Origin of the sequence: Dysgonomonas sp. HGC4 (assembly GCF_001261715.1) — a bacterium.
Taxonomy (GTDB): domain Bacteria; phylum Bacteroidota; class Bacteroidia; order Bacteroidales; family Dysgonomonadaceae; genus Dysgonomonas_A.
Genome location: NZ_CVRU01000100.1, coordinates 73258 through 86529 on the forward strand (window position 1 = coordinate 73258; position 13272 = coordinate 86529).

Here is a 13272-nt window from a genome sequence, read left to right on the forward strand (position 1 = left end):
CTTATTTGTATCTGTAATGACCTACAATTTTCCACGCAAATAGACGGTCTTCTATTACTTGACCTCCACCTATATTATGTACAATGAGGAGTCTTTTTCCATCTTGCGATTTTCGGTTTACTACTATTCCTATATGTGCTAACCCATTGTCGAGAGTCCACGATACAATATCTCCTGCTCGATAATCTTCAGGGTTTGTAGTTATAGGCTTTACTGTACCGTTTCGAGTGAAGAATGTTTCGAGATTGTACACTCGGCGATGATCAATATTAGTATCTGTTTTCTTTAAGCCCCATTTCTTTTGACTGGGGTATTTGCTGAAATTAGCTTTCATGTCTTCATGCACTTCTTTCTGCAAATCGATATTCATTTTTCGATACGCTCTTATTACAACATCGGTACATACCCCTTTGTTTGCAGGCACATCTCCGTTAGGGTAAGGAATACTAAAATATGTGGGGTCATAAGTAACTCTGGATCTAGTTAATTCTATGGTTGCATCTGATAATTGATCATAGAAATCCTTTTCTTGTGCAGAAATAGGAAGGAGAGTATAAAGAAAGACAGTTACAAATAATAATATTTTCATTCTTGAGGTTTAATGGATATGTAAACACGAAGACAAATATAATGTAAAAGCTGATGTTGGACAATAGAAAGAGTCCGTAAGGATAGTTTCCATCGGACTCTTATTTTGTAATGATTTATATCTTTGTTTCGTTATCGTGTGGTTACTTTATTGAGAGATGTTTTAAGTTTCGATTGCAGCCCAAATGTTTTTTTATCCATGAAATCTATAATAGGATCGAATATCTGTTGTCGCACTTTTTCGATACCTGCGCAGATTAGGAATACTATAATTGCAACTGCTATTAGTGCTATAAACATTAATATAGGGTTATCTATAGCATTATTTACTTGTTGTATAATATTCTTTAGAATAAATCTGTTGTCAGGTGTTTCATGTATTAAATATACCCCAAAGGTAAGGGGAGCTATTTTATTGATGATCCGACTTTTTAATTTAAGTTTTTTGAAACAGTAAAAGAAGAAAACTGCGCCTAAAATAACTAAAGGGGAATTGTAAGACATAAGTCGCCATGCGAAATTTTCTTTTCCTAATAATATGCTACCTATAACCCATGTAAATGTTAGCAAGTAGATACATATATGTATGGGGATTGCTCTTTTTATGTATGGTATATATTTGCCACAATAACGGGCAATTATATAAATTAGTAACATTGTAAAGAGTCCATAACCACCACCTCCGTAGAAGTTGTTCCCTGTGATAGGATAGCTACAACTTAGATATAGCAAAATAAGAATAAGGGCTCCCGTTTGATAAGCTTTTAGGGCTTCTATACCTTTATTGATAAAGGGTGATAAAATATATACTCCTACAAATGCATTTAGAAACCACCATACAGGATATGTTAAGGGAAAAAATCTCTTAACTAAGTCAACAAGTGAAAAGTTTTCGGGTGATAATAATATGTTGTAAATAATGTATGCTCCAACAGAATAGAACATTCCTTGAAATATAAACGATACCAAGCTTTTGAGTTTGAATTTTATACCATAATATCCCGAAATAAATATAAAGCAATTGACTGCTATTATTGCAAAAGTATTCACGAGTGTGAACAGCAAAGTTTTGTTCCAACTGTCAGGATCGCATTTGATTATCAAATGATGTAAGATTACCATCACCATCAGTACTATACGCAATAATTCAATGTTGGAGTCGCGTTCAGGCTTTTTAGTTAGTGTTTGTCGATTCATATTATCTACTCCAGTTTTAGTGGGGTTATGAAAAAATAAAACGGTTCAATATATAATAAGCTATTATTGAACCGTTTTTAGGTCTTAGACTCTTTTATAGCCTTTATTTAGTAAAATAGCTATATCAAAAAGTTATTTATTTAAAATAGAACAAAGGATACTAAAAAAATATGTATCCTTTGATTATTTTATTTCAGCTTTTCCAGAATTTCGTCCACAGCTTTTGCTAAGCCATCCGAGTTTTTGCCACCTGCCGTAGCAAAGTGAGGTTGACCGCCACCGCCACCTTGTATGTTTTTGGCAGCTTCGCGTACTATTGTTGATGCATTTAAGCCATGTGCAACAAGATCGTCCGATAGCATAAGCGTTAGATTAGGCTTATCGTCTATGTCGGTTGCTCCAATGAATGCAGCGTGTTCGGGGAATTGTCCTCTGATTTGGAATGCAATATCTTTTACAATCTCAGCAGGGAAATGTCCTCTCAATGTGAATATTTCGATGCCGTTAACAATCTGTCTGCTTTTGATGATAGAGTTTTTTACTTGAACGGCTTTTTCTTTCATGAACTCATCGATGCGTTTTCTCATTTCTGCACTTTCGCTGAAGAATTTTTGGAATGCCTGAGTCAAGTTTGGAGCATTGTGCATCAAAGCTTTGAGCTCTGCAATAATGTCTTGTTGAGCGTAGAAATACTCTTCGCATGCTTCGGCAGTAATTGCTTCTATACGTCTTATTCCTGCTGCAATAGAACTCTCGTTGATAATGCGGAAAGAACCGATTCTTCCGGTTGATGAAATGTGAGTACCACCACATAGTTCAACTGAATCACCAAAACGTATTACACGAACTTCGTCACCGTATTTTTCACCGAACAGAGCCATCGCTCCCATTGAGTGAGCTTCTGAGATTGGAATGTTTCGAGCTTCTTTTAATGCGATATTTTCTCTTATTTTAGAAGTTACAAAGCGTTCTACTTTGCGAATTTCTTCATCTGTGAGTTTTTGGAAATGAGAGAAGTCAAATCTTAGAACTGATGGTGATACAAAAGATCCCTTTTGTTCTACATGTGTACCTAATATCTCGCGCAAACCTTCGTGCAAAAGGTGAGTTGCAGTATGGTTACATTCTACAGCCGTACGTCTTTCGGTATTGATGCGAGCCACAAAATGAGCTGTAACATCTTTAGGTAATTTCTTGGTGATGTGTTCAGCCAGATTGTTTTCACGCTTAGTGTCAATTATCTCGATTGTTTCATCATCATCAATTAACCAGCCGGTATCGCCAACCTGTCCACCCATTTCTGAATAGAAAGGAGTGCGATCGAGCACTATTTGGTAAAATTCGTTATTCTTTTGTTTAATTTGGCGATAGCGAAGTATTTCTGCTTCACATTGAGTATAATCGTATCCGATAAATTCAGGCTCACCTTCACGTATGATAATCCAATCGCCTGTTTCTACAGCCGCAGCATTACGTGCACGGTCTTTTTGTTTCTGCATTTCGGCTTTAAATCCTTCTTCATCGACACTCATATTGTTTTCGCGCAATATAAGCTCGGTTAAATCAAGAGGGAATCCGTATGTGTCGTACAATGTAAAGGCATCAAGACCTTTTAATATTGTTGAGTTATTTGCTCTAGTTTCAGCTATTTGCTTGTCTAGTAGTTTTATACCTGTATCTAAAGTACGTAGGAAAGATTCCTCTTCTTCCTGTATATCTCTGATGATTAAGGTCTTTTGCTGATATAGCTCAGGATAAGCCTCACTCATCGATTCGATAAGGGTAGGAATCAACTTATACATGAATGCTTTTTGCTGATTGAGGAATGTGTAGCCATAACGAACTGCACGACGAAGAATACGACGAATTACGTATCCAGCTTTAGCGTTCGATGGTAATTGTCCATCAGCAATAGAGAAAGCAATTGTACGGATATGGTCGGCAATAACACGCATTGCTATGTCCTTTTTCTCGTCTTCTCCGTAAGTACTATTAGTTAATTCACCAATAGCTTTGATTAGAGGCTGGAATACATCAGTATCGTAGTTCGACGTTTTACCTTGAACAGCCATACAAAGACGCTCGAATCCCATACCTGTATCTATTACTTTAGCAGGAAGCTCTTCAAGCGACTTATCTGCTTTGCGGTTGAATTGCATGAAAACAAGGTTCCAGATTTCGATAACGTCCGGATCTTTATTTACTAACAATGCTCCGTCTACTTTAGCACGCTCTTCATCCGAACGTATATCTATATGTATTTCTGAGCAAGGACCACAGGGACCTGTGTCTCCCATTTCCCAGAAGTTATCTTTTTTGTTTCCGTTAATGATTCTCTCTTTTGGTAGATATTGAAGCCAGAAGTCGGCAGCTTCATCATCACGAGAAAGTCCGTCTTCGGGTGCTCCCTCAAATACGGTTACATATAATCTTTCTTTATCAAGTTTTAAAACCTCAGTCAGATATTCCCATGCCCATGCAATAGCTTCTTCTTTGAAATAATCGCCAAATGACCAGTTACCAAGCATTTCGAACATGGTATGGTGATACGTATCGTGTCCTACTTCTTCCAAGTCATTATGTTTTCCGCTTACACGTAAACATTTTTGAGAATCCGCCACTCTTGGATATTTAATAGGTGTATTGCCCAGAATGATGTCTTTAAATTGATTCATACCGGCATTGGTAAACATCAATGTGGGATCGTCTTTAATCACCATAGGGGCTGAAGAAACAATTTGATGTCCTTTAGACCTAAAAAATTCTTTGAACGAATTACGGATTTCTTTAGAAGTCATGATATTTATAACTATGTATTTTGTTTTACAGATTCTTAATAAATAATAGCTTGCAAAAATAAGCTAAAAACTTTACTTTTGTGCCCATCTCAGCGAATAAAATTGAGGTGACTTGATCTTAAAGAATGGCAAAAAAGGTATTTTATATATATAATCCGCAATCGCTGACCTATGAGCGAGTGTATCCGAGCCTGGGAAAAAAAATATTTATTATCATTCGTAATCTTTTGGGAGGAATAATCTTAGGAGCTTTAGGTTTCTGGGCTTTAATGTATTATGTACTGGATTCTCCTAAAGAAATGGAATTGAAGAAAGAGAATAGACTGATCCGCACACAATATAATGTATTGTCCAAAAGAATGGATAATGTATCCGAAGTGTTAAAGGATATCCAACAACGAGATGATAATATGTATAGGGCTATATTCCATGCAGAGCCTATTGCTTCTGCTATACGTAATTCTACTGCCGGAGGAATCGGGCGGTATGATTATTTGATGGAATTATCGAATCCTGACTTGATTGTTCAAACATCGAAGAAGATAGATTTAATATCGAAACAATTATATGTGCAATCGAAATCTTTTGATGAAATACTCGATTTGTCGAGGCAGCAAAAAGATCGTTTGCAGCACATACCAAGCATACAGCCTGTTGCAAATAAAGATTTGTCGCGTGTAGCTTCGGGTTATGGTACTCGTATCGACCCTGTTTATGGTACACTGAGATTCCACGCCGGTATGGACTTTACGGCTAAGGAGGGTACAGATATTTATGCTACAGGAGATGGAGTTGTTACTTGGGCAGAGTGGCGTCAAGGTTATGGTAATTGCATCATAATAGATCACGGCTATGGTTTCGAAACTTTGTATGGTCATATGAGCTCGTATGTAGCTAAACGTGGTCAGAAGGTTAAACGTGGTGAGCTTATTGGTAAGATTGGTAGTACGGGTAAATCAACAGGACCTCACTTACACTATGAGGTACATGTGAAAGGTAAGCCTGATAACCCTGCGAAATACTACTTCATGGACTTAACGCCTGAAGAATATGATAAGATGTTACAGATTGCTGCTAACCATGGTCAGGTAATGGATTAAGATTGTAAATCTTTTTTATTACTTTGGTAAGCGTAATTGCAATAAATAGTTATAGCTGTAAAATGCAGCAGTAAATATTTCACAATACTTAATTTTGTTTGTTGGAGTATGATAGACTTTAGTAACAGTAAGAAATTGTATTTTACCATAAAAGAGGTAGCAAATCACTTTGGTGTGAATGAATCGCTTCTTCGTTTCTGGGAAACCGAGTTCAAGGAAATCAAACCTCGTAAAACTCCGGGAGGTGTGCGTCAGTACACTCGGGAAGATATTGAAGCCATTGAATTGGTTTATTCGTTGGTTAAAAATAAGGGGTTAACTTTGGAGGGGGCACGCCAGACGCTTAAATTGAAGAAGGATGAGGAAACTCGCCGTATAGATCTGATTCACCGTTTGGAGGATATAAAGAAAGAGCTAAATGACTTGAAAGAGGGATTAGAGAGTATATAGTTAAGGTTTTACACCTTTTATGATAATATAAGTAAGCAGTGGAAATGGAAATTTCTGCTGCTTTTCTTTTTTAGAAAAAAAAGAGTTGTTTTTTGTTGCAGAATTCAAAATAAAGAACCTACTTTGTAATTCAAAGTGAAAAGTATATGGATCGCAATATGGATGATTTAAGATATATCCGTTCTACTATGGAACGTTCTACCAAATTCCTTTCATTGAGCGGAATTTCGGGAGTAATAGCAGGTTTAGTAGCCTTATGTGGCGCTTACCTTGCTTATCTTATAATGAAAGGCTCTTTTACTCTTACAGGCATTTTGTTATTTGATCTTTTTATTCTAGCTGCTATTGTTTTAGTTGTGGCATGTTCGGCAGGCATATATTTTTCTGCAAGGAAGGCTAAAAAGATAGGAGCCAAGTTTTGGACTCAGGTAACCGTCCAATTAATTAAGGATGCAGGAGTTCCCCTTGTTGTAGGAGGTTTGTTCAGTCTGATATTGGTATATCAAGGCTATTTTGGGATGACAGCGTCTGCAATGCTTATCTTTTATGGAATTGCGTTGATTAATGCTGGAGCGAGAACATATCGCGATATTAAAATACTGGGAGCTTGCGAGATTGTACTAGGTTTATTGGCGGGCGTATTTATCGGAAATGGTCTGTTGTTGTGGGCAATTGGATTTGGTGTACTGCATATTGTGTATGGCATTGTGATGTACATGAAATATGATGCTAAATCAGATAAAGCTAATGGATAATGAAAGATATAATATCAGGTCTAAATAAGATATTTGATAGTCGGGTACGCTTGGGTATTATGTCGGTGTTGGTGGTTAATGATAGTGTTGATTTCAATACAATGAAAGAATTGCTCGAAGTAACCGATGGTAATCTGGCAAGTCATCTTAAGGCTTTGGAGAAAGAAGAAGTAATAGTTGTAAAGAAGCAGTTTGTGGGACGGAAACCTAATACCTCGTATAGTGTTACCGACCAAGGTAGAAAACTATTTCAGGAACATATTGACGCACTCGAAAAACTAATTAATCCTTTAACATAAAATTTTTTTACTTATAAACTTTGAAATTCAAAGTTCTTTTAAAATAGAAAGAGATGGAAACAACAAAGAATTTTTTCAAGAATCAGGCTTTAACTACAAAAATTGTAATAGTAGTTATATTGACTTTATTGATGCTAATCCCAATCGGAATGGTGAGGTCTCTCATTACAGAGCGTGAAGGTAATAAAGTGGCAGAACAAACGGAGATGAGTGATAGGTGGGGTGGTAGACAATTGTTAACGGGGCCGGTTTTGGTGCTTCCGTATAAACAGAGTTTAGCCGTTGGAAGTGCAGCTCCAAGTTTTGTGTATTGTTTACCCGAAGAATATAATGTGACGGGGGATATTAAGCCCGAGGAACGAACTAGAGGAATACAGAAGATTCTGAGTTATCAATCTACGATGCATTTCGAGGGAAAATTTATATTTCCAGACTATAAGAGTTTAGATCTCAATGAGGCTCTTATTCAGTGGGATGAAGCATATATTGTTATGGGGATATCTAACCTTCAAGGGGTGAAAAATAAGATTGTGTTTAATATAAACGGACATCCTCAGGAGATTTTAGCAAATGTAGCAGATAACGATTTAATAAGGTCGGGTGTGATGATTAGAATGCCTTTGGCTGCTGCTGACATGGGGAAAAGTTGCAATTTCGATTTCGATCTGGTACTTAATGGCACCGATGGGTTGCATTTTCTTCCTGTGGGAAGGCAAACAAACGTGCATTTTAATTCTACATGGAAATCCGTAGCATACACTGGTGATTATGTGCCTACTGAAAAGGCAGATGTAAAAGAGGGTATTGATGCTCAGTGGAACATATTTGATTATAATAGAAGCTATACTCAGATGTGGGTGGGTAAAAACGATTCATTTGGCAGTACTAAGCTGGGTTTAGATCTGTTATTACCTGTCGATCATTATCAAAAAACGATGCGTGCTGTAAAGTATGCTATCATGTTTATAGCTCTTACTTTTCTTGTGTTTTTTATGGTTGAGATATTGAGTAAGAAACGAATACATCCTGTTCAATACTTATTGGTTAGTTTTGCTCTGGTCTTGTTTTATAGTCTCTTGCTGGCGTTGTCAGAACATATTGGTTTTGATTGGTCGTACCTGGTTTCAGCATTGGCTATCGTTATGCTTATTACGGCGTATTCTCACTCTATATTTAAATCGAGAAAGCAGACTTTATTTATGGGGTTGTTTTTAAGTGCATTGTATATATTCTTATATGTGGTTATTCAATTAGAGGATATGGCACTCTTATTAGGTAGTATCGGATTGTTTATAGCTTTGGCTATTGTGATGTTTGTTTCACGGAATATCAATTGGTATAAAGATGATGAGAGGATAGATAAATCTTTGGATTAAAGGTGTTATATAAATAAAGAGAGTCGGACTATTTAGTCCGACTCTCTTTTTATGTAGATGCTTTAGTAAATGTTTGAAGTTATTATTCTTTTACGAATACAATCATATCTGAGAATTGTTTGATTATTTCTGCATACGAATACTTGAGACGCGCATAGTCTTTAGCATCATATAGATTGGTATTGAAGAAATAGCCTGCTGTGACTTCTATTTTATTATCTGTCACCTTCGTTGAATATTTGATAGACATTAAGCGACTATCATGTTTTAGTTCTTTAGGTAAATATTCAACTTTATATCCTTTAGGAATTTCAACTTCCGATGTATAATCTGCATTGCGCAGATATATTAGGTCGATAGGAAGTGTACGGGTTTCTTGCTTAAATATGTTTTCTGAAACTGACAAGTTGCAGAAAGGGCTTATGAATAACTTATCTGATGCTTTTTCGAATCCTGTACTTGACTGAAAGGAGAAGCTGAAAGGTTTGTTCAGCTCTTTGTAATCGTTTGTGATCAGACTATCTTCAATATTTACATTGTTGTTTTTCTTAAAGTAGTTAACTAAGTTATCATCTTTACCCTCATATATATTACGGAACTGATAGGCATCTTGCCCCGACAGTGTATATTTTATATTTATATCTAGAGTTTGTTGGTCAGGGTTAATTTTTACCTTGAATGCTTTACTTGTGCGGGCAACCTCTTTTTGTGTTGTAATAACCCATTCTTCGTTTTTTGGCTTGACAACCAATGCTTCAACATTGGTGCAGCGGGTAGGTAATTCATCAAAATAACGCAAAGGTTCGGTTGCATCTATAAAATAGGTTTTTCCATCTATTTCTACTTGTGCAATTACGTAATTGAGAAACTGTTGAAACGGGTGACTTTTACTTACTCCTCCATGATTGCGGGTGCTCAAGACAAGAGGATTAACATTTATGTTTGCAGCTTTAAGAAGACCTATAAGATATAGGTTGATGTTTGCAGAGTTGCCACTTTTAGATTTTAGAAAATCGGATAATTTGTCTTCTGCAAACTTGTTGTTTACATCATTCCACTTGTACATAGATTTTACATACTGAGTGATTTCTATGGTTTGGTCAAGCTGCGACTTGCTGTCAAGGTTTAGTGTTGGCAGTAGTTTTTTACCTTCTTTCTCACTATTCTTTATATATTTTCCAAAGTTATCTTTTTTCAAAAAGTCATCACAAAGAGCAGGCCATGTTGATATATAGTTTTGACTACTTCCGCTGGCGAAATAAATCTTCGATACCTGAAAGTTTATACTTATCATATAATCTTCTTCGGCACTGATAAATTCTTCGTCTCTAAAAGCAGGAAGATCTTTCATTCCAAATGTGTAAATTTTTTCTTGGTATAACAGTGACCCAAAGTGTATGTCATGATTTTTTGTAACAGAATCAAATTCGTGAAACTCTTTAGTACCTCGCATTATATAAGTGTATTCATAATAAGGTATTGCTTTGTAAATAAGCTGACTGTGTATGACGGGTATTTTCTTTTGAAAAGCCCATGTACCCATGTTAAAGAAAAAAGGAGTAATAATATGGTATTTAAACTCTATAACGGAACCTTCTCTAACATCTGGGAGTGCTATCTTTTTTACTGAAAGATCGTTGTCGATCTTCTCTTCGAATATCTTCTTAGGGTCGAGGTTCGTTTTTGTAGGCTTGCCATTTTCCAGATTATATACTGTAGCCTCTATATCTATTACCGATTCGCCGTTTCTACTATCTGTGTAGAAAGGAATTTCTATTTTAGCATACTCTGTTCCGGCAGCTTTCAGTACTTTAATTTTGGTTCTTCTCTCTTTATGAAGAAGGAAGCCGCGATTATCGTCTCCTTGAAAATAATTAGTACCAATCTCGTATATAACTACGGCTTCGGCTTCGGGATCGGGCACGTATTCAGTCATCGAGATTTCGTGCTGCGTAACTTTGCCATATTCTTCCGAGTATTTTTCCTGAGCATTGCTGATGAGTGGAACTATAACCACAAGAACACATAGAACTAGTGTTTTCATTGTACTTCGATATAATAATTTTTTATTTCAATATTTCTAAGTTGCTGGATAAATTCCTGGAATTTCCCGTATTCGGATAATGCATAATTACCGGCTTTTATAAGTATCGATTTTTGAACCAAAAGTTGATTGTCTTTTGCCTCGAACTGTAAACGATAATGTCCGTAGGGAGTTATTATCTGTATGTTTGATGGTATTTTATTTATAGTAGTATTCGGAATCTCATAAATCAAACTATCTTCATAGTATTCAGGGAGATCTATTTGTAAGTCTTGAGTCCTTTTGTCTGCATTCTCGTAATAGGGTATTTTTAGAGAATAGGGAGTTATGGATATATTATTTCCGAATTTTTTATAAATGTTGTGCATTTTAGATTCGATCTGCAATTGTATTTTAGCACTATCACGGGGGGCTTTTATGAAGTTGAAATTGATTAGATCGAACGATCCTTGAAGTATATTATTACGGATATATTTGTCAACCGTGTTTTTGTTGATGTTTGTAGATATGTAATTAGCAGCTTCGTATTCTTCCCCTTGTAGGGTTATTAGAATTTCAGTTCTAGCCGAATTATCATTGTTTAATCGGCTTATTATATTGCGGCTGCATAACACATCTTGCGGACTGTGGGCAGGAATTGTAATGAGTTGGCTATTGTTCTCAGATACATATAATGCTTTTCTGTTTTGAATAGATGCATGAACATATCCAAAAGGGAGGTTATTGGTCGTACATTCTAAAAACGTAGTGTCATTGCTAAATGGAATAGTAAGTATGGCGTGATTGAAGGTTTGAGAGGCAAAGTCAGGGTCGATGTCTTCCACTCGGTCATCCGAGTTGATGAGGGTATAATATGATTTTATTCCTGCGTATTTGAGTATTGCCTGCATGTAATTTGTCAGAGCTTTGCAGTCTCCGTATCGGTTGGTTGCAACGTATTCTGCCGAATGTGTTTGCAATCCACCTACATTTAATTTTACATTGATATAGCGATTGTAATCCTGTAAATAGCGGTATAGTATCTTTGCTTTTTCTTTGTCATCTTTTACATCCTTGAGAAGTTCATCTATTTTCTTTGTTTCGGATTCGGGTAAAATATCTTTACCTGCGTTTAATCGATATATCCAATTTCCGAAGGTTTGCCAATTTTCGCAATTTCCGCTTACTCCATATATAAAGTTGAGAGGTACAATTTCTAATAAAGGAGCCTTGCTGTTATTAATAGATGCGTTGACTTCTCTGGTTAAGGGTTCGTAGCTAAACTGCCAGATATAGCGTGTTGTTTTAGCCGCTGTTTCTATTTTAGGTGTATCAATATTTCTCTGCCTGTATTTTATAGGTTGGTTTTCGGGTGTTTCAACTATAACTATCGAATTATTTGTTTTCCGACTTCTGTTTCTGTAATCGTAAGATGCTATCTGGAAGAATTTGTTTAAAGTAATTTTATAGGAGTATACAATTTTGTATGGGTATTGATTATGTTTTAATTCAAATTCTTTTACAAAATCATCTTCATAGAGTGATATATGTGAAATAGAACTCCTATCTAATATTTCTTTACTTTTTAGTTTTCTAATGATATTGCCAGACATGTCCTCAATCCACGCATCTCCAATGGAGAGTTTATCTCCTTTCGAGTAAGGTATTCGTATTTCGGCATCACTGTCTCCGTCTCTATTGTTTATCTGGATGGTAGTGGTGTCACTAATTATTAATTTACCGTCTTTTACTTGTCGATGAGAAATGTAATTAATAATTTCACTTGAAAAAACGTCATCATCCGCATTTATATTGATAAATGGTAATAGAAGAAATAAGGCTAAAATAAACCGCATGTAAACAAAGATTAAGTAAGTAAGAATTTTTTCTGATTCTATCAATGTTATAGCAAATAGTTGCCGTAGTACTCAGCTAAACTGTAAATAGATTCTGAAATCTTAAAATTTGTTACAAATATACTCTTTATCGTAATATTATATCGATTGTAAAAAGAAAAAGTTCGCCCATCCAAAGGATAAGGGCAAACTTTTATGTCTAGTTGTCACTACTTAAATTAGAAATTCCACTTAAGCGGTTCGAAGTATGCTTGTGGATGTAAACATGCTGGGCATTGTTTTGGTGCAGTTTTGCTTTTGATTACAAATCCGCAATTGATACATTGCCATTCGATAGGTTCTTCACGCATAAATACTTCTCCGCTTTCTACTCTAGCTAAAAGAGCTTTGTAACGGTCTTCGTGCATGTTTTCAACCTTAGCAATCATGCGGTACATAACAGCTATTTGTTTGAAACCTTCAGCTTCTGCAATATCAGCAAATTTAGGGTATTCTGATGCCCATTCGTCATGCTCTCCAGCAGCAGCTTCAATTAGATTCTCAGCGGTTGTACCGATTCTTCCTGCAGGATAAGAGGCAGTGATTTCTACCATTCCACCTTCAAGATATTTGAACATACGTTCAGCATGTTCTTTTTCTTGTTCGGCAGTTTCCATAAAAATGGCTGCTATTTGCTCAAATCCTTCGTTTTTAGCTGCTTTTGCAAACATAGTGTAACGCATTCTTGCTTGAGACTCACCTGCAAATGAGGTTAAAAGACATTTTTCGGTTTCTGTACCTTTGATACTTTTTTCCATGATTCTTGATAGTTTAATTTATTTAGTTGATCT

At 36.0% G+C, this 13272-nt stretch carries 11 protein-coding genes; 5 read left to right on the plus strand and 6 right to left on the minus strand.

Features of this window, described 5'->3' with window-relative positions; all coding sequences use genetic code 11:
• Position 1: 1 nt before the first annotated feature.
• The 3 genes from HGC4_RS10185 to alaS all read right to left on the minus strand — a co-directional run bounded on the left by HGC4_RS10185 (position 2) and on the right by alaS (position 4586).
• Positions 2-589, minus strand: coding sequence for a DUF1287 domain-containing protein (locus tag HGC4_RS10185; RefSeq protein ID WP_050710027.1), 588 nt, complete (start codon positions 587-589; stop codon positions 2-4).
• A gap of 131 nt (positions 590-720) precedes the next feature.
• Positions 721-1785 (minus strand): acyltransferase, encoded by a 1065-nt coding sequence (locus HGC4_RS10190; RefSeq protein WP_050710028.1) that lies wholly within the window; start codon positions 1783-1785, stop codon positions 721-723.
• A gap of 188 nt (positions 1786-1973) precedes the next feature.
• Positions 1974-4586, minus strand: a complete 2613-nt coding sequence (alaS, locus tag HGC4_RS10195) for an alanine--tRNA ligase (protein WP_050710029.1) — start codon at positions 4584-4586, stop codon at positions 1974-1976.
• A gap of 122 nt (positions 4587-4708) precedes the next feature.
• On the opposite strand from alaS, the gene HGC4_RS10200 reads away from it, so the two are divergent.
• From HGC4_RS10200 to creD, 5 genes are all read left to right on the plus strand, one after another.
• The gene (locus HGC4_RS10200; protein ID WP_050710030.1) at positions 4709-5683 is read left to right on the plus strand and encodes a M23 family metallopeptidase; all 975 of its coding nucleotides are present in this window, start codon (positions 4709-4711) and stop codon (positions 5681-5683) included.
• A 108-nt stretch (positions 5684-5791) separates the two neighbouring features.
• Entirely contained in the window at positions 5792-6133 is a 342-nt protein-coding gene (locus tag HGC4_RS10205) for a MerR family transcriptional regulator (RefSeq protein WP_050710031.1), read from the plus strand.
• Between the two features lie 146 nt (positions 6134-6279).
• Positions 6280-6888 (plus strand): hypothetical protein, encoded by a 609-nt coding sequence (locus tag HGC4_RS10210; RefSeq protein ID WP_050710032.1) that lies wholly within the window; start codon positions 6280-6282, stop codon positions 6886-6888.
• Positions 6888-7187, plus strand: a complete 300-nt coding sequence (locus HGC4_RS10215; protein WP_050710033.1) for a winged helix-turn-helix domain-containing protein — start codon at positions 6888-6890, stop codon at positions 7185-7187. The genes HGC4_RS10210 and HGC4_RS10215 overlap by 1 nt, the downstream gene beginning before the upstream one ends.
• A 53-nt stretch (positions 7188-7240) precedes the next feature.
• Positions 7241-8563: a cell envelope integrity protein CreD gene (creD, locus tag HGC4_RS10220; protein ID WP_050710034.1), complete on the plus strand. Its 1323-nt coding sequence runs from the start codon at positions 7241-7243 to the stop codon at positions 8561-8563.
• An 82-nt stretch (positions 8564-8645) separates the two neighbouring features.
• Here the strand turns inward: creD and HGC4_RS10225 are convergent, their stop codons facing one another.
• The 3 genes from HGC4_RS10225 to rbr form a co-directional block, all read right to left on the minus strand.
• Positions 8646-10607, minus strand: a complete 1962-nt coding sequence (locus HGC4_RS10225) for a DUF3857 domain-containing protein (protein ID WP_050710035.1) — start codon at positions 10605-10607, stop codon at positions 8646-8648.
• Entirely contained in the window at positions 10604-12442 is a 1839-nt protein-coding gene (locus tag HGC4_RS10230; protein ID WP_050710036.1) for a DUF3857 domain-containing protein, read from the minus strand. Before HGC4_RS10230 ends, HGC4_RS10225 begins: the two co-directional genes overlap by 4 nt.
• A 218-nt stretch (positions 12443-12660) precedes the next feature.
• Positions 12661-13239, minus strand: a complete 579-nt coding sequence (rbr, locus tag HGC4_RS10235; protein WP_050710037.1) for a rubrerythrin — start codon at positions 13237-13239, stop codon at positions 12661-12663.
• Between the last annotated feature and the right edge of the window lie 33 nt (positions 13240-13272).

Coding starts and splice junctions, on each gene's coding strand:
- creD (WP_050710034.1), top strand. CDS start 7,241: ATGGAAACAACAAAGAATTTTTTCAAGAATCAGGCTTTAACTACAAAA.
- HGC4_RS10185 (WP_050710027.1), bottom strand. CDS start 589: ATGAAAATATTATTATTTGTAACTGTCTTTCTTTATACTCTCCTTCCT.
- HGC4_RS10190 (WP_050710028.1), bottom strand. CDS start 1,785: ATGAATCGACAAACACTAACTAAAAAGCCTGAACGCGACTCCAACATT.
- HGC4_RS10215 (WP_050710033.1), top strand. CDS start 6,888: ATGAAAGATATAATATCAGGTCTAAATAAGATATTTGATAGTCGGGTA.
- HGC4_RS10210 (WP_050710032.1), top strand. CDS start 6,280: ATGGATCGCAATATGGATGATTTAAGATATATCCGTTCTACTATGGAA.
- HGC4_RS10200 (WP_050710030.1), top strand. CDS start 4,709: ATGGCAAAAAAGGTATTTTATATATATAATCCGCAATCGCTGACCTAT.
- HGC4_RS10205 (WP_050710031.1), top strand. CDS start 5,792: ATGATAGACTTTAGTAACAGTAAGAAATTGTATTTTACCATAAAAGAG.
- rbr (WP_050710037.1), bottom strand. CDS start 13,239: ATGGAAAAAAGTATCAAAGGTACAGAAACCGAAAAATGTCTTTTAACC.
- HGC4_RS10225 (WP_050710035.1), bottom strand. CDS start 10,607: ATGAAAACACTAGTTCTATGTGTTCTTGTGGTTATAGTTCCACTCATC.
- HGC4_RS10230 (WP_050710036.1), bottom strand. CDS start 12,442: ATGCGGTTTATTTTAGCCTTATTTCTTCTATTACCATTTATCAATATA.